The following is a 21936-nucleotide window of genomic DNA, read 5'->3' as shown; positions in this document are numbered from 1 at the left end:
CGTGTCGCGGTGCCCCCGTCCGTGCCCACGCCCGAAGGGAGCCGGCCCATGCGCGTCCTGCTGACCGTGTTCGCGGCCAAGCCGCACCTGTACAACCTCATCTCGCTCGCATGGGCGCTGCGTGCCTCGGGCCACGAAGTGCGCGTCGCCAGTCAGCCGGACGTCACCGACGCCATCACCCGGGCCGGGCTGACCGCGGTGCCCGTCGGCGACGAGCTGAACCTGTCGGCCTCCTTCCGCCCCGGCGAGGACCGGGCGGGCGCGGAGCAGGGCGGTGTGTGGCAGCGCCTGAGCGGGGTCACCGAGACCCGTCCGGAGAAGCTCACCTGGAACTACGTGCTGGGCACCTACACCATCGGCTGCTCCATGGAGTACGAACACATGGCGGGCCAGTCGATGATGGACGACCTGGTGGAGCACGCCCGCGCCTGGCGCCCCGACCTGGTGCTCTGGGACGCGCTCACCTTCGTCGGCCCGGTCGCGGCCCGGGCCTGCGGGGCCGCCCACGCGCGGGTGCTGTTCGGCGTGGACTACAACGCGCACATGCTCGGCGCCTACGCCGACCTGCTGTCCGCACAGCCGCCGCAGACCCGTGACGACCCGCTGTCGGACTGGCTCACCGGACGGCTCGCCCGCTACGGCCTCCCGTTCGAGCCGGAGGACGCCGTGGAGATGATGACGGGCCAGTGGACCATCGACCCGACCCCTGCCTGGATGCAGCTGCCCGTGGGCGTCCCTCTGCTGCCAATGCGCTACGTCCCGTACAACGGCCCGTCCACGGTGCCCGGTTGGGTGCTGGAGCGGCCCCGGCGTCCCCGGGTGTGCATGTCGCTGGGCATGTCGGGCCGTGAGCTGCTGGGCCGGGACCAGATGTCGATCGGTGACGGGGCGTCGGCCGAGCCGCCCGTCTCGGTGCTGCTGCGCACGCTGGCCGAGCTCGACATCGAACTGGTGGTGACGCTGAGCAAGGACCAGCTCGCCGCGGTCTCCGGGCTGCCGGACAACGTCCGGGCCGTCGACTTCGTGCCGCTCAACGACCTGCTGCCGACCTGCGCGGCCGTCATCCACCACGGCGGCTTCGGCACCGTCGGCAACGTCCTCACCCACGGCGTGCCCAGCATCACCGTCCCCGCGCCCTGGTGGGACGAGACCGACCTGGGCCGCCACATCGAGGCACGCGGCGCCGGACTGCTCGTGGACCCGCGGGAGGCGTCGGCCGAGGTGCTGCGGGCAGGAGTGGCCCGGCTGCTCGGCGAGCCGTCGTTCCGGAGCGCGGCGCACGCCGTCCGGCGGGAGCTGCACGCCACGCCGTCGCCGCGTGCCGTCGTGCCACAGGTGGAGCGGCTGGTGGCGGTTCACCGGTCGGGCAGCCAGCTCCCGTGCAGCCCCAGCGGCACCCTGCGCGGCAGGTGGATGCGCGCGATTGGCTCGGCCGTGAAGTCCTGAGCGGCGAGGATCACCAGGTCCGCCGCTCCCCGCCGCGGATCATGGACGTACCCCATGACGTATCCGTCGTCCTCGGCCCGGCCGCCGGCCGCCGGCACGAACACGGCCTCGCCGGCCGCGGCGTCCCGCTCGAAGGTGTGGACCTCGCTGGTCCCGCGTACGGTGTCGTGCTTGATCAGGGCGTTGACGAAGGCCTCGTCGGGCAGCGACCCGTCCCCGGCGGGCACGTACGCCTGGTACATGGCGGCCGTGGCCGCGGTGTAGCCGTAGCGGTGCGGCCGGGAGACGACGGTGTCGGCGATCCTCGGGAACTCCTGTGGCCGGTCGTCCAGCCGCTGCTCGCACACCGTGCCGGCCGACAGGTCGACGGTCCACCGGTCGAGGGTGCCGTACCGGCTCATGCGCATGGCGGCGATGTCGAAGTCGGCGGGCAGCGTGACCAGTTCGAGGACGACGCGTTCGCCGTCGTCGTAGGCGTTGAGCGTGTGGGAGACGAAGGCGTCCGGCGCCTCGAACCAGCGCACACCGCCCCCCGCACGCGGCAGCACCCCGACGCGGGACGGCCGCCGCGGGTCACGCGTGTACGGCGTCCTCGCGCCGGTGCTCATCGCCTCGGGAGAGAACACCACCGGGGAGTCGTAGACGACGACCCACCGCTCGGTGAGGGCGAAGTCGTGCATCATCGGGTTGCCGTCGAGAGGGATCTCCGCCTCGTGGACGAGCCGGCCGGCCCCGTCGACCACCAGGTGCCTGGCCGTCCGACGCCCGCTGAGGTAGGCCAGGCCGTGCAGTTCACCGGTCAGGGGGTCGAGCTTGGTGTGGGCGCCCATGGTGAAGCCGGGTCGGACACCGCCGAGCGCGTACGGCCCGACGGTGTCCAGCTCGGCGGTCAGCTCCTGGGGGCAGGCCCAGTCCTCCATCAGCGCCAGGGTGCGGCCGCCGTGGCCGATGACGTGGGTGTTGCAGGCGAAGTCGATCCCGATCTCGCAAGCGGCGCCGCCGGACGGCTCGCCGAGCAGGCCACGCACCTGCTCCGAGCGGACCCAGCGATTGCGGTACCACTCGGCGCGCCCGTCGCGGATGCGGACACCGTGCACCATGCCCGGCCCCGACATCCAGTGGTGGGCCGCGGGGTCCTCGACGCCGAGGGCGTTGGGCCCGATGCGCAGGTAGCGGCCGGCCAGCTCGCCGGGGACACGGCCGGTGACGGGGAGGTCGAAGGCGGTGACCTCCTCGTCGACCGGGGCGAAGGGACCAGCGAGAAAGCGACTCATCGGTGCGGTGCTCCTGACGGTTCGGTGCGTGGGCCCTGCCCGGCGAGCGAGCCCCGTGTCACGGCTCGGGCTCAGGAGAACCGGCGCCGGAAGAGCCGGTTGGACAGCGGCACGGCGAGGGCGATGATGCCGCCCCACCAGAGCACCGCGATCCAGGCCGCGTTGCCCACCGGCTGGTCGAGCAGGAGCGCCCGCACGGCGTCGATGACCGCGGTGACCGGCTGGTGCTCGACGAAGACCCGCAGACCGGGCGACATGGTCTCGGTCGGCGCGAACACGTTGCTCGCGTAAGGCAGGAAGGTCAGGGTCAGGGCCAGGCCGCTGGCCCCCTCGGTGCTCCTGGCGAGCTGCCCGAAGAGCGCGGAGATCCAGCCGACGGCGACGGCGAAGAGCATGAGCAGCGCGAACGCGGCCAGATACTGCAGGACGCCGGCCGAGGGGCGGAAGCCCACGGCGAATCCGATGGCGGTGAGCACCACCAGGCCGATGAGGGCGCGCATCACCGCCGCCACGATGTGCCCGATGACGACCGAGGTGGCGAGGGTGGACATCGACCGGAGCCGGTCGACGAACCCTTCCTGCATGTCGAGGAAGACCCCCACGGTGGTGGAGACCGAGATGAGGGTGACACCGATGGCCAGGATGCCCGGCACCAGGAAGTTGGCGTAGGAGGAGCCGCCCGCGTCGACGGCGCCGCCGAGCATGTAGCGGAACATCAGCATGAGCACGGTGGGGATCAGGACCGCGGTCGCGATCTCCTCGGGCTGGCGCAGGATGTGGCGCACGTAGCGCCCTGCGAGGACCCGGGCGTCGCTGAACGCCCAGGCGATCCTGGAGCCCCCGCCGCACGGGCGGACGGCCTCCTCGTAGGTGGTGGCGGTCGTCATTCGCTCCTGCTTCCTACCGTTTCGGCGCCGGCCGCCGCGGACGCGGCGGGCGGGTTGACGCTCCGGGTGCCGGGCTGCCCGGTGGCGGAGGTGTGCTGGGTGAGAGTGAGGAAGACGTCGTCCAGCGACGGTCTGGCCACATCCAGGGAGCCGATCCGCGCCCCCGACCGCCGCAGCTCGTCCAGCGTCCGGACGAGCAGCTCCAGGTCGTCGGTGGCGACGCTCACCGTGCGCGTCTCGCGGTCCCACTGGAGGTGCTCGTCCCCGGCCCGGCTCAGGGCGTCGGCCTTGAGGAAGTCCTCGTCGGTGTCGAAGGTCACCTGCATCCGCTCGGCGCCGATGCGCTGCTTGAGCTCGGTGGCCGTGCCCTGCGCGGCGATGCGTCCCTCGTCGATCACGGCGACCCGGTCCGCGAGCTGGTCGGCCTCTTCCAGGTACTGCGTGGTCAGCAGGATCGTCGAGCCCTTGGCGAGCAGTTCCCGGATGACCCCCCACAGGGTCCGGCGGCTGCGCGGGTCGAGCCCGACGGTCGGCTCGTCGAGGAAGAGCACCGGCGGCGCGGTGATCAGGCTGATGGCGAGGTCGAGGCGGCGCCGCATACCGCCGGAGTAGGTCTTCACCGGCCGGTCCGCGGCCTCCACCAGGTCGAACTGTTCCAGCAGTTCTTCCGCCCGGCGGCGGGCGGCCGGGGCCCGCAGGTGCTGGAGGCGGCCCAGCATGACCAGGTTCTCCCGGCCGCTGTGCACGTAGTCCAGGGCCATGAACTGGCTGACCAGCCCGATGGACCGGCGCACGCCGGCGGCCTGGTGGACCACGTCGTGCCCGTGGACCACGGCGGTGCCGCCGGTCGGGCCGATGAGGGTGCTCAGGATCCGGACCAGGGTCGTCTTGCCCGCTCCGTTCGGCCCGAGGAGGGCGAGCATGGTGCCACGCTCGACCTGGAGGTCCACGCCCTTGAGGACATGCACGTCCCCATAGGACTTGGTGAGACCCGAGATCTCGATCGCATAGCTGTTGGCCACAGGTCGACTCCACAACTGTGTACGTCACACACTGACCCGCGTATCCTATACACAGTTACAATGAGGCGGTCAACAGACGGCAACGGGACCGACGAGGGGTACACGGGATGGCAGCGGAGCACGACGGGGCCGACCGGCTGAGCCGCAGTCTGGATCTGCTCTGGGGCTCCAAGGACAAACCGAGCCGCGGCCCCAAGCCCGCGCTCAGCCTGGAGAAGATCGTGCGCGCGGCGATCGAGATCGCCGACGCCGAGGGCATCGACGGCCTGTCGATGCAGCAGGTGGCCGGCCGGCTCGGCTTCACCACCATGTCGCTGTACCGGTACGTGCCCGGCAAGGACCAGCTCGTCGACGCGATGATGGACGCGGCTTCGGGCCCGCCGCCGCAGCTGCCCGCCGCCGAGGGGTGGCGCAACCGGATCGAGCGGTGGGTGCAGGCCCTGTGGGTGCGCTACCAGCAGCACCCGTGGATGCTCCAGGTGCAGGCGAGCGGCCCGCCCCTGGGCCCCAACCAGCTCGCGTGGCTGGAGAGTTCGCTCTCCGCACTGGACGGCACCGGCCTCACCGCCGAGGAGATGCTGTTCGTGAGCCTCTTCCTCAACGGAGCGGCGACCGGCCTCGCCCGGCACTCCACCGCCGCGGCCCAGACCGCCGCGCACACCGGCGTGCCCGCCGAGCGGGTCGGCGCGGACTACGCGCAGATCCTGGAGCGCGTGCTGGACACCGACCGCTTCCCGACGCTGACCCGGGTGGTGGCGGCGGGCGCCTTCCGGCCGGGCGCGGGTCCGGGCGAAGGCACGACGCACGACCTGGAGTTCGGACTCCAGCGGCTGCTCGACGGGATCGAGAGGTACGTCGAGGAGCGCACGGCCACCTGTCCCTTGGGCACATCCGCCTCCGCGACCGGACCGGTGTGAATTCGGGATTGGGTAAGGATCGCAGAAATCGTTCACTCGACTGCCGCGCATCCGACGGACTAGGCAGACGTTACTTCGGATATGACCGAGGAAAACGGGGAACCGACGGCGCTTGGCCCGTATGCCTGCAGGCCCGGCAGAGATCACTGTCCGTCACCGGGCGGCAGAACTCTGACCAGAGGCGGGCGCCCCGTCGCTCTCCGCGCGACCACCCCGGTCCTGCGGCGCCTGCGCACCGGGGCGGAGTGACCGGCACCTCGTGTACGAAGAACACACTCACCCCTGGCACACCCATCCCCCCATGCCGTACGGCGAGGGCTCGTTCCACGCCACCGGTACGGGCACGGGCCGGCACCGGGCGCCCGAGCAGGCCTTCCAGGAGACCCTGGTGCCGCCGGAGCCCGGCTGGGACCCGGCCGAGGAGCTGGCGTTCCTGCTCCAGGACGCGATGGAGCAGCAGACCGGCGCCCCCTTTTCCCCCGACCCTTCGGCGCTCGCACCCGCCCCGGGCACACCGCTGAGCAATCTCCAGGAGATCACGGCGGAACTGCCCCCGTTGAGGGAGTCCCCGACGAGTCACCGCAGGGTCCGCAGAGGGAGAAAGGTGAGCCGGCTGCGTGCGGCGAGCCTGTTCGTCGCCGCGCTCGCCGCGGTCATCGCCGCCTCCGTGAGCCTGTTCGGCGGCATGGTGGCCTACGAACCGCTGCGGCTGGCGGCCGTGACCCGGACCCGGGGCAGCGTCGTGTCCTGGTGGCCGCTGCTGGTCTACGGACCCTGGCTGGTGGCCTCGCTGGCGGTGCTGAGGGCCGCGTTGCACCAGCGCCGGGCGGTGCACTCCTGGGCCGTCGTCCTGCTGTTCTCCGCCATCGCGATGTTCCTGTGCGTCGCGGAGGCGCCGCGGACGGTCAGCGACGGCGCGGCGGCCGCCCTGCCCGGCCTGGCCTCGCTGGTCTGCTTCCAGCAGGTCGTCCGGCAGATCACGCTCACCCGTCCGCCCCGGCGGGCGGTGCCGCGGCACCGGCAGCGCGCCACGGTCACTCCGGGTGACGACCCGTCGGGCCGGGCGGCCTCCGACGCGGTGTCCCTTCCGCAGCAGCGGCAGAATCATCCGCGCTCGTCACGGCCGGGCCCGCGCCCCGGGAAAAGAATCTGAACCGGAGCTTCTGGAAGTGGCCGGACCGGGCTTCCGTGCATTCCCGGAGGTGCGCGGGAAAAGGAATGCGGAAGTCGGTCCCGGCCGTGTGTGCGGGCGGGCCCGGAGGCCGCCGGGCGGGATCAGGACGCCGTCAGGGTCACGTCCTGCGTCTGCCGGGCGTGGAAGCTCGGGAGCGGCACGATGCCCATCGGGCGCAGCTCCATCAAGGTGGCCTCGACCTGGGCCGCGCCGGGCTTGAGGACGACCTGGTCGGGCGTGCCGGTGTTGGCCCAGCGGTGCTCCAGTCCGTCGCAGACCGCGCGGGTGCCGCCGACGCCGTACCGGACGGACGGGTCGCTCTGGCTCACGGAGGAGCTGACGAAGACCGGGCCGGTGCCCCCGGTGCAGCGGTAGGTGCCGGTGAGGGTGACGCTGCCGTCGGCGGCGATGCGGCCGACGGGGTCGACGGTCACCGACTCGGCGGCGAGACGGGCGTCGTGGGGCGCGGCGGGCGCGGCGGGCGCGGTGAGCAGGAGGAGGGCGGCACCGGCGGCCGTGGCGAGGGCGGCGGATCTTACGCGCATGGGGGAATCTCCCGGTCGGTCGGAATGAGGGGATTCCACTGGTACCGGGCGAAGGGGCGGGCGGCAGTGACCGTCACCCCTTCGGTGGCGAGTCCGCGTCGGCCCGCCGGCCTCAGCCCGGCCACCGTCGTGGAACCGTCGCCGGTTCGTCCGGGTGTTGTCACGCTCGCGCCCGGGCTCTTGGCGGCGGCCTCCCGGCGGGGGCACGGTCGGTGCACGCGACGGTCTCGGCGAAGGGACGGTCCTTCGACGTGGAGGTGCGCCATGTGTACCCGCCGGCCTTCCTGCCCCGCGGCCGCGTCCCCCGAGGCGCGCGCCGAGGGCGCGCACGTCGTCGCCGCCCACCCGGAGCAGGGGTGGAACCTGCTGTGCGACGGCACGATCGTCTTCGACGACACCGGTGAACTGCGGCCCGACGGCCAGGCCGTCGCCCCGCGCCGGCTGCCGGGCGGACCCCTGGCCGTGGCCGCCTGAGCGACCGCGGGGCGCCGGGCGGCGGTCAGGGCCGGCCGGCGACGAACTCCCGCAGCAGGGAGGCGAGCAGTTCCGGCTGGTCCTCGGGGATCAGCGTCCGGGAGTCCTCGACCTCCACCAGCCGCCCCTGCGGGAGGAGTTCGGCCAGGCGCCGGCCGTGGGCGCGGGGCATCATCAGGTCCTCGGTCGCCCAGACCACGAGCGCGGGCCGGTCGAACCGCCGCAATCCCTGGGCGGCTTCGAGGAGTTCGTCGCGGCGGACGTGCGTGTTGTAGTGCCGGAAGTCGCGCCGGACCGCCGGGTCGGTGCGCAGCGGGCGCAGCCAGCCGTCCACGACCTCGTCCGGTACGGGCCGCTTGGTCAGGGCGCCGATGCCGACGGGCAGGCGGCGCAGGGGTGCGAGGCCCAGAACGCGGACCAGCGCGGACACTCCGCCGGGCGTCCGGCAGGCGAGGCCGATCAGCTTTCCCGGCAGGCCCGGCGGGTAGTTGTCGAACGCCTCGCACGCGACGAGCGCCAGCCGCGCGAGCCGCTCCGGATGCCGGGCGGCCACCGTCTGGGCGCGTCCGCAGTCGTTCTCGACGAGGGTGACGCCGGTCAGGTCGAGACGGTCGAGGAACTCGGCGATCAGCTCGTTGACCAGGTCGGGCGTGGGCGGCCGGCGCATCGGGCGACGGTGGGCGCCGTAGGGCAGGGTGGGCGCGATCACCCGGTGGTCGGTGCACAGGTCGGCGACGACTCCTCGCCAGACGGTGGCGTCGTGGACGAGGCCGTGGAGGAGGACGACGACCGGGCCGTCGCCGCCCGTGTCCTCGTACTCGATGGTGCCCGCGCTCAGTTCGATGTCCGGCATGCCGGAAGCGTAGGGGCCGCGCGCCCGCTACGGCAGTACGGCGAAGCCGTCGAGCTCCACCAGCGCCCGTTCGTCCCAGAGCCGTACGACCTCCACGACCGCCATCGCCGGGTAGTCGCGGCCGGCCAGCTCGCGCCAGGTGCGGCCCAGGTCGGCGGCGTGGGTGCGGTAGGCGGCGACGTCGGTGGCGTAGACGGTGACGCGGGCCAGGTCGGCGGGGGTGCCCCCGGCGGCGCGCAAGGCGGTGAGGAGGTTGGTGAGGGCCCGTTCGAACTGGGCGGGGAGGGTGTCGCCGGTGATCGCGCCGTCGCTGTCGAGGGCGGTCTGCCCGGCGAGGAGGACGACGCGGGTGCCGGTGGCGACGACGGCGTGGGAGAAACCGGTGGGCGGGGACAGTTCGGGCGGGTTGATCCGTTCGGCGGTCATGCTCCGGTCTCCTCGGTCGTCTCGGTCGTCTCGGCCGTCTCGGTCGTCTCGGCCGTCTCGGCCGTCTCTGTCGTCTCTGTCGTCTCTGTCGTCTCTGTCGTCGTGGCGTCGGGGTGGTACGTGCGGTACAGCTCCTTGGCGACGATGCCGCGCTGCACCTCGCTCGCGCCCTCGTAGATGCGGGGGGCGCGCACCTCGCGGTAGAGGTGTTCGAGGAGGTGGCCGCGGCGCAGGGCGCGGGCGCCGTGGAGCTGGACGGCGCGGTCGACGACGTACTGGGCGGTCTCGGTGGCGAGGAGCTTCGCCATCGCGGCGCGCTTCGGGACGTCCGGGGCGCCCGCGTCGTACGCCGTCGCCGCCGCGTACACCATCAGGCGGGCCGCCTCGGTGCGCAGGGCCATCTCGGCGACCTGGTGGGAGACGGCCTGGAGGTCGCGCAGCGTGCCGCCGAAGGCGTCGCGGACGGTGGTGTGCGCGAGGGTCGCGTCGAGGGCGGCCTGCGCCATGCCGACGGCGAAGGCGCCGACGCTGGGGCGGAACAGGTTGAGGGTGCCCATGGCCACCCGGAAGCCCTCGTCCGGTGCGCCCAGGACGTCGTCCGCGGTGACGGGCACGGCGTCGAAGGAGAGGGCGCCGACGGGGTGCGGCGAGAGCATGTCGAGCGCGCTGCCGGTGAGGCCGGGACGGTCGGCGGGCACGAGGAAGGCGGTGACGCCGCGGGCGCCGGCGCCGGGGGTGGTGCGGGCGAACACGGTGTAGAAGTCGGCCTCGGGGGCGTTGGAGATCCAGCACTTCTCCCCGGTGAGCCGCCAGGCGGAGGGGTGGCCGCCCGGCCGGGGGTCCGGTTCCGCGCGCAGGGACAGCGCCGCCGCGTCCGAGCCCGCGCCGGGCTCGCTGAGGGCGAAGGCGGCGACCGCGGTGCCGTCGCTCACGCGGGGGAGCCAGCGGGCGCGCTGGGCCTCGGTGCCGTGGGTGTGCACGGGGTGGGCGCCGAGGCCCTGGAGGGCGAGGGCGGTCTCGGCCTCCGTGCAGGCACGGGCGAGGGACTCGCGCATCAGGCACAGGTCGAGCGCGCCGGACGTGAACAGGCGGGACAGCAGGCCGAGGGCGCCCAGTTCGGCGACCAGGGCACGGTTGACGCGGCCCGGCTCGCCCTTCTCCGCGAGCGGGCGCAGCCGTTGGGCGGCGAGGGCGCGCAGCTCTTCGCACCAGGTGACGTGTGCCGGTTCGAGCGAGAATGCGGTCATCGCCGGTCCCTTCCCCTGCCGTCCTGCCCTCCGGGTCCACGGCCGAGGCTATCGCGCCCCGTTGACTGTCGTCACCGACACGATACGCTCGTGGCGCGAGCCCACCACGACAAAGGGGGCGAACCGCCATGGCCGATGCGCGCCACGCGGACCCGCACCGCTCCGCCCATGTCGACACCTTCGCGCGCGACCACCTGCCGCCCCCCGAGCAGTGGCCGCAGCTCCTCTTCGAGCTGCCCCGGCTGCGCTACCCGGCCCGGCTGAACTGCGCCGCCGAGCTGCTCGCCGGCCCGCCCGACGACCGCCCCGCCTTCCGCACCGTGTCCGGGGACACCTGGACCTACGGCGGGCTCCGCGAGCGCGTCGACCGGATCGCGCACGTGCTGACCGGCGACCTCGGTGTCGTCCCGGGCAACCGGGTGCTGCTGCGCGGCCCCACCACCCCGTGGCTGGCCGCGTGCTGGCTGGCGGTGCTGAAGGCGGGCGCGGTGGCGGTCACGGTGCTCGCCCAGCAGCGCCCGCACGAGCTGCGCGCGATCTGCGAGACCGCCCGGGTGCGGCACGCGCTGTGCGACGTCCGGTCCGTCGACGACCTCGCCCGGGCGGACGTCGCGGGCCTCGCGATCACGCCGTTCGGCGGGGACGCGCCGGACGACCTGCGCCGCCGTACGGCGTCGGGTGCGGCGCCCGGCACGCCGTACCGGGCCGTCGACACGGCCGCCGACGACGTGGCGCTGATCGCGTTCACGTCCGGCACCACCGGGCGGCCCAAGGGCTGCATGCACTTCCACCGCGACGTGCTGGCGATCGCGGACACCTTCTCCGAGCACGTGCTGCGGCCGCGCTCCGACGACCTCTTCGCGGGCAGTCCGCCGCTCGGCTTCACCTTCGGGCTCGGCGGGCTCGTGGTCTTCCCCCTGCGGGCCGGTGCGAGCGCCCTGCTGCTCGAACGGGCGGGCCCCCGGCAGCTCCTGCCGGCCGTCGCCGAGCACCGGGTGTCGGTGCTGTTCACCGCGCCGACCGCCTACCGCGCGATGCTCGACGAGCTGGACGGCTACGACCTGGGCAGCCTCCGGCGCTGCGTCTCGGCGGGCGAGAACCTGCCCGCGGCCACCTGGCGCGCCTGGTACGAGCGCACCGGCCTGCGCGTGATCAACGGCATCGGCGCCACCGAGCTGCTGCACATCTTCGTCTCGGCGGCGGACGACGCCATCAGGCCCGGCACGACGGGTGTACCGGTGCCGGGGTGGCAGGCACGCGTGCAGGACGAACGGGGCAGGCCGGTGCCCGACGGGGAGCCGGGGCTGCTGGCGGTGCGCGGGCCGGTCGGGTGCCGCTACCTCGCCGACCCGCGCCAGCGCGAGTACGTGCGCGACGGCTGGAACGTCACCGGGGACACCTACGTCCGCGAGCCCGACGGGTACTTCCGGTACGTGGCCCGTGCCGACGACATGATCATCTCCGCCGGGTACAACATCGCCGGTCCGGAGGTGGAGGACGCGCTGCTGCGCCATCCCGACGTCGTGGAGGCGGCGGTGGTGGGCCGGCCCGACGGGCGCCGGGGGCAGGTGGTGGTGGCGCACGCCGTGCTGCGCGAGGGGGCCGGCCGGGACGCCGACGCGCTGCGCGCGTTCCTGCGGTCGGAGCTGGCGCCGTACAAGTGTCCGCGGGAGATCGTCTTCCTGGACGCGCTGCCGCGCACGGCGACCGGCAAGCTCCAGCGCCACCGGCTCCTGGATCCCGCCGACGCCGCCCCCGCCGCCCCTCCCGGGGCCCGGCCGGATCCCCTGGGCGGCCGGGCCTGACGCCGACGACATAAGATGATCAACGTGTCCGACCAGCACGTACAGCACGCCCCGCGGTCCCTCATCGTCACGCTCTACGGCGCCTACGGCCGTTTCGCGCCGGGCCCGGTGCCCGTCGCCGAGCTGATCCGGCTGCTGGCGGCGGTGGGGGTGGACGCGCCCTCCGTGCGCTCGTCGGTGTCCCGGCTGAAGCGGCGCGGGCTGCTGCTGCCCGCCCGTACGGCCGAGGGCGCGGCCGGTTACGGACTCTCCGACGAGGCCCGCCAGTTGCTGGAGGACGGTGACCGGCGCGTCTACGCCACCGCGCCCCACGAGGACGAGGGCTGGGTGCTCGCCGTGTTCTCCGTGCCCGAGTCGGAGCGGCAGAAGCGGCACGTCCTGCGCTCGCGCCTGGCCGGTCTCGGCTTCGGCACCGCGGCCCCCGGCGTGTGGATCGCCCCGGCCCGGCTGTACGAGGAGACCCGGCACGCGCTGGGCCGCCTCGGCCTGGACTCCTACGTGGACTTCTTCCGCGGGGAGCACCTGGGTTTCACGCCGACCGCCGAGGCGGTGGCCCGCTGGTGGGACCTGGCCGCGATCGCCAAGGAGCACGAGGCGTTCCTCGACCGGCACGCGCGCGTCCTGCACGCCTGGGAACGGCGGACGGACACCCCGCCCGAGGAGGCCTACCGCGACTATCTCCTCGCCCTGGACTCCTGGCGGCACCTGCCCTACACGGACCCGGGGCTGCCCGCCGGGCTGCTGCCCGGGGACTGGCCCGGCACGCGCTCGGCGGCGGTCTTCCGGGCGCTGCACGAGCGGCTGCGCGACGCGGGCGCGCACTACGCGGCCCTGGGCCCCCTCCCGGGACCGGCCGCACCGCCCGAGCAGTGAGTCGCGTCACATCCGCACGGGATCAGTGAACCCTCAGCCCGCTCAGATCCTCTTCTCAGGTTTCCCTCCTACCGTGCGGACGCATGAGTCTCGCGCGCAACTTGAACCGTGCCCTCACCGTCACCACCGGCCTGCAGGTCCGCAGAGCGCCCCAGGCGGCCAAGGGGAAACCGAAGGGGAGGCCCGCCGCGAAGTCCCCCGCCGCCGGGCCCGCGGCGCGGCCGACGGCCGCCTACCGATGTCCGACGGCCGAGGAACAGCCGGCCGAACGGCTGCTGCGGCGGCCCGTCTTCATCATCTCCTCCATCCGCTCCGGCTCCACCCTGCTGCGGATGATGACGGGCGCCCACCCGCGGCTGCACGCCCCGCACGAACTGCACATCGGCAAGCTGGAGGTCGCCTGCGCCACCTGGCACTCCGAGCGGGCGATGGGCGAACTCGGCCTGCGCCGGGGCGACCTGGAGCACCTGCTGTGGGACCGCGTCCTGCACCGTGAACTCATCCGGTCCGGCAAGGACTTCGTGGTCGAGAAGACACCGGCCAACGCGTACATGTACCGGCGCCTGAGGGACTGCTGGCCCGACGCCCGCTTCGTCTTCCTGCTGCGCCACCCCGCGTCGATCGCCCGTTCCTGGCACGAAAGCGACCCCGTCAAGCGGCCGCACGAGAGGGCCGTCACGGACGTGCTGCGGTACGTGACGGCCGTCGAGGAGGCCCGCGCGGCGGACGCCGACGGCTTCACCGTGCGCTACGAGGACATCACCGCCGACCCCGAGCGCGAGATGCGCCGCCTGTGCGCGTACCTCGGCGTCGACTACGCGCCGCAGATGCTGCACTACGGCAAGAAGGGCAACGCCGAGCTGGTCAGGGGCCTGGGCGACTGGCGCGAGAACATCCGCACCGGCACCGTCCAGCCGGGGCGGGCGCTGCCCCCGCAGGACGAGATCCCCGAGCGGCTGCGCCCGATGTGCGCGGCCTGGGGCTACACGTCCTGACGCGGGCCGTGCAGGGTCAGCCTCGGCCTGGGGGCGTCGGTGCGTCCGGTGCGCGGCGGACGGCTGCCCGCCCGGTACGGCGCCGGCCAGGGGGCGCCCGGTCCGTCGTAGCCCTGTTCGGCGGCGGCGTGCAGCGTCCACTGCGGGTCGTAGAGGTGCGGGCGGCCCAGCGCGCACAGATCGGCACGTCCGGCCAGGATCAGCGAGTTGACGTCGTCCCAGGAGGAGATGGCGCCGACCGCGATCACCGGGACGCCCGCTTCGTGCCGGATGCGGTCCGCGTACGGCGTCTGGTACGACCGGCCGAACTCCGGCCGCTCCTCGGCGACGACCTGCCCCGTGGACACGTCGATGGCGTCGGCGCCGTGCGCGGCGAAGGCCCGGGCGATGCGGACCGCATCCTCTCCGCTGGTGCCGCCCTCGGCCCAGTCGGTGGCGGAGACGCGTACGGTCATGGGCCGCTCGGCGGGCCACACCTCGCGTACGGCGTCGAAGACCTCCAGCGGGAAGCGCAGGCGTCGCTCCAGTGAGCCGCCGTAGGCGTCGGTGCGGTGGTTGGTGAGCGGGGAGAGGAAGCCGGAGAGCAGGTAGCCGTGGGCACAGTGCAGTTCGAGCAGGTCGAACCCGGCGTGGGCGGCCCGCTCGGCCGCGGCCCGGAACTGCTGCCGTACGTCGGTCAGTTGGGCCCGGGTCAGCTCGCGCGGGGTCTGGCTGCCGGGCCGGTACGGCAGCGGGGAGGGGGCCACGAGGGGCCAGTTGCCGTCGGGCAGCGGTTCGTCCATGCCCTCCCACATCAGCCGGGTCGAGCCCTTGCGGCCGCTGTGCCCGAGCTGCACGCCGATCGCGGTGCCGGGCGCGCTGTCGTGCACGAAGTCCGTGATCCGCCGCCATGCCCCGCCCTGGCGGCCGGTGTAGAGGCCCGTGCAGCCGGGCGTGATGCGGCCCTCGGCGCTGACGCACACCATCTCGGTCATGACCAGGGCGGCACCGCCCAGGGCCCGGGCGCCCAGGTGGACCAGGTGGAAGTCGCCGGGGACCCCGTCGTCGGCCGAGTACATGTCCATCGCGGAGACGACGACGCGGTTGCGCAGGGTCAGGCCGCGCAGTGGCAACGGTGTGAACATCGGGGGCGTGCCGGGCGGGCAGCCGAACTCGCGCTCGACGGAGTCGGTGAAGCCGGCGTCGCGCAGCCGCAGGTTGCCGTGGGTGACCCGGCGGCTGCGGGTGAGCAGGTTGAAGGCGAACCGGCGCGGCGGCTGGCCGACGTACCGGCCCAGGTCCTCGAACCACTCCAGGCTGGCCCGGGCCGCCCGCTGCGTGGAGGCGACGACGGGGCGCCGTTCCTCCTCGTACGCGCCGAGCGCCTCCCGGAGGGTGGGCCGCTCCTCCAGGCAGGCGGCGAGCGCGAGGGCGTCCTCCACGGCGAGTTTGGTGCCGGAACCGATGGAGAAGTGCGCGGTGTGGGCGGCGTCGCCGAGCAGGACGACGTTGCCGTGCGACCAGCGTGCGTTGACGACCGTGCGGAAGGTGGTCCACGCCGAGTTGTTGGAGCGCAGCGGCCGCCCGCCGAGGGCGTCGGCGAAGATCTTGGCGCACCGGGCGGTGGATTCCGTTTCGTCGAGCGCGTCGAAGCCGGCCGCCCGCCAGACCTCTTCGCGCATCTCGACGATGACGGTCGACGCGGCTTCGTGCTGCGGCCCGCGGGGCCTCGTTGACGGCTGCTGGTCGGGCGACGGGCGGGAGTAGGGGTAGCCGTGCAGTTGCATCACGCCGTGCTCGGTCTCGGCGATCTCGAAGCGGAAGGCGTCGAAGGCGAAGTCGGCGGCGAGCCAGATGTAGCGGCAGCGGTGGTAGGTGACGTGCGGGCGGAAGACGTCGCGGTGGGCCTCGCGGACGGCGCTGTGCACGCCGTCGGCGGCGACGACGAGGTCGTGGGTCCGCGCGAGCCGGTCGGAGGGCGGGGCCTCGGTGCGGAAGCGGAGGTCCACGCCGAGGTCGCGGCAGCGGTCGTGGAGGATGCCGAGGAGGCGGCGACGGCCGAGGGCGGCGAAGCGGTGTCCTCCTGAGGTGTGGCGGATGCCCCGGTGGACGATGTCGATGTCGTCCCAGCGGACGAAGTGCGCCTTGAGGGCCTCGTGGACGGCGGGGTCGGCGTGTTCGATGCCGCCGAGGGTTTCGTCGGAGAGGACCACGCCGAAGCCGAAGGTGTCGTCGGGGGCGTTGCGCTCGTAGACGGTGACCTCGCGGTCGGGGGCGAGGCGTTTGAGGAGGGCGGCGGTGTAGAGGCCGCCGGGGCCCCCGCCGACGATCGCGATGCGGTGGGGGCGGCCGCGGTCGTCCGGCGCGTGCGGGTGCGGTGCGGGTGCCCGCGCCCCGCGGCGGAGCCGCTGATCGGCACCTCCCGGCGCCCCCGGGTCCGGCACACTCCCCCGCGTCGACGGCATCGTCCTACCTCCCTTGCCACTTCGGGGGCCGTTTTTCCGTGAAGGCCGCGTGGAATTCCGCGTAGTCCTCGCCCGTCATCAGCAGGGCCTGCGTGGACGCGTCCAGTTCCACCGCCGCCGCCAGCGGCATGTCCAGTTCCGCCGTGAGGAGGGCCTTGGTCTGGGCGTGGGCCAGGGCCGGGCCGTCGGCCAGGCGGCGGGCGAGGGCCTGGGCGGCCTCGTCGGCTCGGCCCTCCTCCGTCAGTTCGCTGATCAGGCCGATCCGCTCGGCCTCCGGGGCGCGCACCGGCTCGCCGAGCATCAGCAGACGGGTGGCGTGGCCGAGGCCGACGACGCGGGGCAGCAGGTAGGCGGCCCCCATGTCGCCGCCGGAGAGGCCGACGCGGGTGAAGAGGAAGGCGAAGCGGGCCGAGGGGTCGGCGACGCGGAAGTCGGCGGCGAGGGCGAGGACGGCGCCCGCGCCGGCGGCGACCCCGTGCAGCGCGGCGATCACCGGGAACGGGCACTCCCGTACCGCCCGCACCACCTGGCCCGTCATCCGGTTGAAGTCGAGCAGCGTCGCGGTGTCCATGGAGAGGGTGGCGCCGATGATCTCGTCCACGTCGCCGCCGGAGCAGAAGCCGCGCCCCTCGCCGGCCAGCACCAGGGCCCGCACGGACCGCCGGCGGGACAGCTCGGCGAGCAGGTCGCGCAGGTCGGCGTAGGCCTCGAAGGTGAGGGCGTTGAGCTTGTCGGGGCGGGCGAGGGTGACGGTGGCGACGCCGTCGGTGGTCTCGACGCGCAGGTGCCGCCAGTCGGGGGTGGGGGCGGCGGAGCCGGTGAAGGGACTCATGACACTCGAAGTTATCACCGTTCCGTGACTGTCGTCACGGGTCCGCTACAAGGCGGACGGAGGCGTCGGTGTCGAGGGCCGAAGGTCCCGGGGGTGCCCGTCGAACGGCTCTGCCGGGCGGCGCCGTACCATTCATAAGGTTGAAAGCAGGACAGGACACCCTGCTCCACGAAACGGACCCGCCGTGCACGATCACTCCCCCGCACCCGCCTCCTGGCGCATCGCACTGCCGCACTCCGCCGCGGCGGTGCCGGTGGCGCGTGCCCTGGTGCGCAACGCCCTGGCCGAGCTGGATCACACGGCCGACGGCGACACCGCGGAGCTGCTCACGGCGGAACTGGTCGCCAACGCCGTGGAGCACACCTCCGTCGGCCGGACGCCGATCGAGCTGGTGGTGGAGCTGCGGCCGACCGGCTGCCAGGTCGAGGTGCACGACCCGGACCCGTCGCCGCCCGCCGACCTCACCCGGCCGGACGTGGAACCGCCCGACCCGTGGCGCGAGGGCGGACGCGGTCTGCTGCTGATCCGCGCCCTCAGCTCCTCCTGCGGTCACCGGTCCACGGGGGCGGGCAAGGCGGTCTGGTTCAGGCTCCCCGCGGTGCCCGCTCAGCGTCGGCCGCGCTGACGCCGGCGGCCAGGCGGGAGTGCCGGCGCCCGTAGGCCGTGTACACCAGCAGGCCCACCGCGAGGAACACCGCGAACTGCAGCCAGGTGGCGCCGCCCGTCTCGTACATCAGGTACAGGCAGAAGCCGATCCCGAGCAGGGGCGTCGCCGGGTACAGCGGGACCCGGAAGGACCGGGCGAGGTCCGGCTCGCGCCGGCGCAGGGTGAGCACCGAGAGGTTGACGGCGGCCATCGTGGCGAGGGTGCCGATGGTGCACAGGTTGACCACCGCGTCGAGCGGGGCGAAGGCGGCCGGGAGGGCGAAGACCACGCCGACGATCAGGGTGCCGGCGACGGGGGTGGCGGTGCGCGGGGAGACCTTCTCGAAGACCCGGGGGATCAGACCGTCCCGGGACATCGACATCAGGATGCGGGTCTGGCCGTACATCACGGCGAGCACCACCGAGGCGATGGCGACGACCGCGCCGAAGGCGACCACGCCGCCGCCGATCGCCGAGCCGGTGACCCGGTCGACGACGTAGGAGAGCGCGGCGGGCCGGTTGCCGACCTGGTCGCCGCCGACGGCGCCGATCGCGGCGACGGCGACCGCGCAGTAGAGCAGGGTGACCACGCCGATGCAGACCAGGATGGCGACGGGGATGTCCCGGCGCGGGTTCTTGGCCTCCTCGCCGGCCGTGGTGATCGCGTCGAAGCCGATGTACGAGAAGAAGGCGGCCGTGGTGCCGGCGCCGATGCCGCCGAGCCCCGCCGGGGAGAACGGGGTCAGGTTGCCGTCCTGGAAGGCGTAGAAGCCGATGGCGCAGAAGGCGAGCAGGACGGCGAGCTTGAGGACGGCCATGGCGGCCGTGGCGCGGGCGCTCTCGCGCACGCCGCGCACCAGCAGGACCGAGGCGAGCGCGATGACGATCACCGCGGGGAGGTTGACGGCGCCGCCGTCGCCGGGGCCCGCGGAGAGCGCGTGCGGGAGCTGGACGCCGAGGACGCTGTCGAGCAGTTCGTTGACGTACTGGCTCCAGCCGACGGCGACCGCCGAGACCGACACGCCGTACTCCAGGAGCAGGCACCAGCCGACGAGGAAGGCGGTGCGTTCGCCGAGTCCGGCGTAGGCGAAGGAGTACGAGGACCCGGAGACCGGGATCGCGCCGCCCAGTTCGGCGAAGGAGAACGCGGTGAACACGCAGGTGATCGCGGCCAGGACGAAGGAGACGACGACGGCCGGCCCGGCCTCGGCGACGGAGTCGGACAGGCCGACGAAGATGCCGGTACCGACGATCGCGCCGACGCCGAAGCAGACGAGCTGGAACAGGCCCATCGTGCGCTTCAGGCCGTGGCCTTCGCGGTCGGCGCCGGATTCGGCGACCAGCAGGTGGGGGGACTTGACGCGGGAGACGGGCATGGCGGGTGGTGCTCGTTTCTGGTGGTGCGGGGGGGCGCGACGGTGGTCGCGGCCGGCGGCGCCGGAAGGGGTGGCTCCGGAGCCGCCGGTCAGCATAGGGCCTGGTGGGGGGAGAGGGCCGTGTGACGGAGTCAGGCGAGGGTGGCCACGAGGACGGCCTTGATGGTGTGCAGGCGGTTCTCCGCCTCGTCGAAGACGACCGAGTGCGCGGACTCGAAGACCTCGTCCGTGACCTCCAGGGAGTCGAGCCCGTGGGTCTCGAAGATCTCCTGGCCGACCTTGGTGCCCAGGTCGTGGAAGGCGGGCAGGCAGTGCAGGAACTTGACGTCCGGGTTGCCGGTGGCGCGCAGGACGTCCATCGTCACGGCGTAGGGCGCGAGGGCCTCGATCCGTTCCGCCCAGACCTCCTTGGGCTCCCCCATGGAGACCCAGACGTCGGTGACGACGAAGTCGGCGCCGCGCACCCCCTCGGCCACGGTCTCGGTGAGGGTGATGCGCGCCCCGCTGGTCCCGGCCAGCTCGTGCGCCCGGTCGACGATCTCCTGGGCGGGCCAGTAGGCCTTCGGGGCGACGATGCGCACGTCCATGCCGAGCAGGGCGCCGGTGACCAGGTAGGAGTTGCCCATGTTGAAGCGGGCGTCGCCGAGGTAGGCGAAGGTGATCTCCCGCAGGGGGCGGTCGCTGTGCTCGGTCATGGTCAGCACGTCGGCGAGCATCTGGGTGGGGTGCCAGTCGTCGGTCAGGCCGTTGTAGACGGGGACGCCGGCGCAGGCCGCCAGCTCCTCGACCTTGGCCTGGCTGTCGCCGCGGTACTCGATGGCGTCGAACATCCGTCCGAGGACGCGGGCGGTGTCCCTGACCGACTCCTTGTGGCCGATCTGCGAGCCCGCCGGGTCGAGGTAGGTGGTCGAGGCCCCCTGGTCGGCGGCGGCGACCTCGAAGGCGCAGCGGGTGCGGGTCGAGGTCTTCTCGAAGATCAGGGCGATGTTCCGGCCGGTGAGGTACCGGGTCTCGGTCCCGGCCCGCTTGGCGGCCTTCAGCTCGGCGGCCAGCTCGACCAGGCCGCGGAACTCCTCCTCGGTGAGATCGAGCTCCTTGAGGAGGTGGCGGCCGGCGAGGGCGGTCGGGACTGTCGCCATGGGGCGCTCCAGAGGTACATACAGGGACAGGGAAACGGATTCCTGGAAGTGTATACGAGCTTCTGAATTTATATACAGTCCGCTCCGGGACGCCCTCCGCCCCCCTCTCCCTACACCGCCGCCCGTTCCACCGGGCAGCTCATGCAGCGGGGCCCGCCCCGGCCCCGGCCCAGTTCGCTGCCCGGGATCTCGATCACCTCGATGCCCTGTTTGCGCAGGTGGGTGTTGGTGGTGGCGTTGCGTTCGTAGGCGACGACGACGCCCGGTTCGACGGCCAGGACGTTGCACCCGTCGTCCCACTGCTCGCGCTCGGCGGCGTGGACGTCCTGGGTCGCGGTCAGGACCCGGATCTCGCCGAGCCCGAGGGCCGCGGCCATCGCGCGGTGCATGTGCTCCGGCGGGTGGTCGGTGACCTTCAGGTCCTTCTCCCCGGCACCCGGTTCGATGGTGTAGGAGCGCAGCATGCCGAGCCCGGCGTACTGGGTGAAGGTGTCGCCGTCGACCATCGTCATCACCGTGTCCAGGTGCATGAAGGCACGCCGCTTGGGCATGTCGAGGGCCACGATCGTCCGGGCGGAACCGGCGGCGAACAGCTTGTGGGCGAGCATCTCCACGGCCTGGGGCGTGGTGCGCTCGCTCATCCCGATGAGCACGGCGCCGTTGCCGATGACCAGGACGTCGCCGCCCTCGATGGTGGAGGGGTAGTCGGCCTGCCCCTCGGACCAGAGGTGGAAGGTCTCGTCGCGGAAGAGCGGGTGGTGCCGGTAGATCGCCTCGAAGTGGACGGTCTCGCGCTGCCGGGCGGGCAGCCGCATGGCGTTGATGGAGACGCCGTCGTAGATCCAGGCCGAGGTGTCCCGGGTGAAGAGGTGGTTGGGCAGGGGCCCGAGCAGGAAGTCGTCCAGTTCCATGGCGTGGAAGCGCACGGAGGTCGGCTCCGGGTGCGCGTCCAGGAACTCCCGCTTGGTCATCCCGCCGACCAGCCACTCGGCCAGCTCGGAGGCGGGCAGGTTCTCGAAGGCGGCCCGGAGGTGGTCCGTGGCCAGCACTCCGTACTCCTTCTCGTCGAAGACCCGGTCCAGGACCAGCCGCCGGGCGGCCGGGACGTCCAGGGTCTCGGTGAGCAGGTCGCCGAAGAGGTGCACCGCCACCCCGCGGTCGCGGAGCACGTCGGCGAACCCGTCGTGCTCGGCGCGCGCCCGGCGCACCCACAGCACGTCGTCGAAGAGAAGGGCGTCCTTGTTGCTGGGGGTGAGCCTTTTGAGCTCGAGATCCGGCCGGTGCAGGATGACGCGGGTGAGCCGCCCGGCTTCGGAGTCGACGTGGAATCCCATGTCTTCATCCTGACCACTCCGGCGCCCGTTCACCCCCGCTTTCGCGGACCCCCGAGCGCTCCTGCCCTACGCCCCGGGCGGGAGGCGCCCCTCGGTCGCGACGAGGCCCGCGGTGCGCGGGCCGGGGCACGGGACGGGGACGACCGCCCCGCGTGCTTCCCGTGCCCCGGCCCGGGTCGGGTGTACGACCTGCGATGCGACGCGGGGGCGCGCCCATCCTGTGGAGGT

General features: G+C 73.3%; 20 protein-coding genes. 8 read left to right on the top strand and 12 right to left on the bottom strand.

What is annotated here, in order from left to right:
* The first annotated feature begins 48 nt into the window (after window positions 1-48).
* Window positions 49-1446, top strand: coding sequence for an activator-dependent family glycosyltransferase (locus tag Sdi02f_RS29835; protein ID WP_063885100.1), 1398 nt, complete (start codon window positions 49-51; stop codon window positions 1444-1446).
* Here the strand turns inward: Sdi02f_RS29835 and Sdi02f_RS29830 are convergent.
* The 3 genes from Sdi02f_RS29830 to Sdi02f_RS29820 form a co-directional block, all read right to left on the bottom strand.
* Window positions 1356-2720 (bottom strand): carotenoid oxygenase family protein, encoded by a 1365-nt coding sequence (locus Sdi02f_RS29830; protein WP_108934346.1) that lies wholly within the window; start codon window positions 2718-2720, stop codon window positions 1356-1358. The genes Sdi02f_RS29835 and Sdi02f_RS29830 overlap by 91 nt on opposite strands.
* A 71-nt stretch (window positions 2721-2791) precedes the next feature.
* Window positions 2792-3607, bottom strand: a complete 816-nt coding sequence (locus tag Sdi02f_RS29825; RefSeq protein WP_030402467.1) for an ABC transporter permease — start codon at window positions 3605-3607, stop codon at window positions 2792-2794.
* Entirely contained in the window at window positions 3604-4629 is a 1026-nt protein-coding gene (locus Sdi02f_RS29820; protein ID WP_063788284.1) for an ATP-binding cassette domain-containing protein, read from the bottom strand. Before Sdi02f_RS29820 ends, Sdi02f_RS29825 begins: the two co-directional genes overlap by 4 nt.
* A gap of 107 nt (window positions 4630-4736) precedes the next feature.
* Here Sdi02f_RS29820 and Sdi02f_RS29815 point away from each other — a divergent pair, with 107 nt between their 5' ends.
* Window positions 4737-5546, top strand: coding sequence for a TetR/AcrR family transcriptional regulator (locus Sdi02f_RS29815; RefSeq protein WP_051783494.1), 810 nt, complete (start codon window positions 4737-4739; stop codon window positions 5544-5546).
* A gap of 301 nt (window positions 5547-5847) precedes the next feature.
* Window positions 5848-6699, top strand: a complete 852-nt coding sequence (locus Sdi02f_RS29810) for a DUF2637 domain-containing protein (RefSeq protein WP_174843412.1) — start codon at window positions 5848-5850, stop codon at window positions 6697-6699.
* A 122-nt stretch (window positions 6700-6821) separates the two neighbouring features.
* Here Sdi02f_RS29810 and Sdi02f_RS29805 read toward each other — a convergent pair whose 3' ends face one another.
* On the bottom strand, window positions 6822-7265 hold the full coding sequence (locus tag Sdi02f_RS29805; protein WP_030402471.1) for a DUF6299 family protein: 444 nt from the start codon (window positions 7263-7265) through the stop codon (window positions 6822-6824).
* A gap of 264 nt (window positions 7266-7529) precedes the next feature.
* Between Sdi02f_RS29805 and Sdi02f_RS29800 the strand changes: the two genes are divergently transcribed.
* Window positions 7530-7739 (top strand): DUF5999 family protein, encoded by a 210-nt coding sequence (locus Sdi02f_RS29800; protein WP_030402472.1) that lies wholly within the window; start codon window positions 7530-7532, stop codon window positions 7737-7739.
* 25 nt (window positions 7740-7764) lie between these two features.
* Here the strand turns inward: Sdi02f_RS29800 and Sdi02f_RS29795 are convergent, their stop codons facing one another.
* The 3 genes from Sdi02f_RS29795 to Sdi02f_RS29785 are packed head-to-tail and all read right to left on the bottom strand — an operon-like array spanning window position 7765 to window position 10265.
* Window positions 7765-8592, bottom strand: coding sequence for an alpha/beta fold hydrolase (locus Sdi02f_RS29795; protein ID WP_108934344.1), 828 nt, complete (start codon window positions 8590-8592; stop codon window positions 7765-7767).
* Between the two features lie 27 nt (window positions 8593-8619).
* Entirely contained in the window at window positions 8620-9018 is a 399-nt protein-coding gene (locus tag Sdi02f_RS29790; protein ID WP_030402474.1) for a RidA family protein, read from the bottom strand.
* Window positions 9015-10265, bottom strand: coding sequence for an acyl-CoA dehydrogenase family protein (locus tag Sdi02f_RS29785; RefSeq protein WP_245962249.1), 1251 nt, complete (start codon window positions 10263-10265; stop codon window positions 9015-9017). Before Sdi02f_RS29785 ends, Sdi02f_RS29790 begins: the two co-directional genes overlap by 4 nt.
* 128 nt (window positions 10266-10393) lie before the next feature.
* On the opposite strand from Sdi02f_RS29785, the gene Sdi02f_RS29780 reads away from it, so the two are divergent.
* The 3 genes from Sdi02f_RS29780 to Sdi02f_RS29770 all read left to right on the top strand — a co-directional run bounded on the left by Sdi02f_RS29780 (window position 10394) and on the right by Sdi02f_RS29770 (window position 13938).
* Window positions 10394-12070, top strand: coding sequence for an AMP-binding protein (locus tag Sdi02f_RS29780; protein WP_051849752.1), 1677 nt, complete (start codon window positions 10394-10396; stop codon window positions 12068-12070).
* A gap of 15 nt (window positions 12071-12085) precedes the next feature.
* Window positions 12086-12943, top strand: coding sequence for a PaaX family transcriptional regulator (locus tag Sdi02f_RS29775; protein ID WP_030402477.1), 858 nt, complete (start codon window positions 12086-12088; stop codon window positions 12941-12943).
* Between the two features lie 83 nt (window positions 12944-13026).
* Window positions 13027-13938: a sulfotransferase family protein gene (locus tag Sdi02f_RS29770; RefSeq protein WP_108934343.1), complete on the top strand. Its 912-nt coding sequence runs from the start codon at window positions 13027-13029 to the stop codon at window positions 13936-13938.
* On the opposite strand, the gene Sdi02f_RS29765 is transcribed toward Sdi02f_RS29770, so the two are convergent.
* The gene (locus Sdi02f_RS29765) at window positions 13926-16382 is read right to left on the bottom strand and encodes a bifunctional salicylyl-CoA 5-hydroxylase/oxidoreductase (protein WP_108934342.1); all 2457 of its coding nucleotides are present in this window, start codon (window positions 16380-16382) and stop codon (window positions 13926-13928) included. The two genes, Sdi02f_RS29770 and Sdi02f_RS29765, sit on opposite strands and share 13 nt — an antisense overlap.
* A gap of 4 nt (window positions 16383-16386) precedes the next feature.
* Window positions 16387-17214 carry an enoyl-CoA hydratase family protein gene (locus tag Sdi02f_RS29760; RefSeq protein WP_030402480.1) on the bottom strand — a complete coding sequence of 276 codons (828 nt, stop codon included), beginning with the start codon at window positions 17212-17214 and terminating at the stop codon, window positions 16387-16389.
* A gap of 184 nt (window positions 17215-17398) precedes the next feature.
* On the opposite strand from Sdi02f_RS29760, the gene Sdi02f_RS29755 reads away from it, so the two are divergent.
* A complete protein-coding gene (locus tag Sdi02f_RS29755) occupies window positions 17399-17839 on the top strand; it encodes an ATP-binding protein (RefSeq protein ID WP_030402481.1) in 441 nt (146 codons plus the stop codon).
* On the opposite strand, the gene Sdi02f_RS29750 is transcribed toward Sdi02f_RS29755, so the two are convergent.
* The 3 genes from Sdi02f_RS29750 to Sdi02f_RS29740 all read right to left on the bottom strand — a co-directional run bounded on the left by Sdi02f_RS29750 (window position 17799) and on the right by Sdi02f_RS29740 (window position 21708).
* Window positions 17799-19235, bottom strand: coding sequence for an amino acid permease (locus tag Sdi02f_RS29750; RefSeq protein ID WP_030402482.1), 1437 nt, complete (start codon window positions 19233-19235; stop codon window positions 17799-17801). The two genes, Sdi02f_RS29755 and Sdi02f_RS29750, sit on opposite strands and share 41 nt — an antisense overlap.
* 131 nt (window positions 19236-19366) lie before the next feature.
* Window positions 19367-20374, bottom strand: a complete 1008-nt coding sequence (gene argF / locus Sdi02f_RS29745) for an ornithine carbamoyltransferase (protein WP_030402483.1) — start codon at window positions 20372-20374, stop codon at window positions 19367-19369.
* Window positions 20375-20484: 110 nt separating this feature from the next.
* Window positions 20485-21708 (bottom strand): arginine deiminase, encoded by a 1224-nt coding sequence (locus tag Sdi02f_RS29740; RefSeq protein WP_030402484.1) that lies wholly within the window; start codon window positions 21706-21708, stop codon window positions 20485-20487.
* Between the last annotated feature and the right edge of the window lie 228 nt (window positions 21709-21936).

The sequence above is a fragment of the Streptomyces ardesiacus genome, from assembly GCF_003112575.1.
GTDB classification, from domain to species: domain Bacteria; phylum Actinomycetota; class Actinomycetes; order Streptomycetales; family Streptomycetaceae; genus Streptomyces; species Streptomyces ardesiacus.
This window is presented reverse-complemented; position numbering and strand designations above follow the sequence as displayed.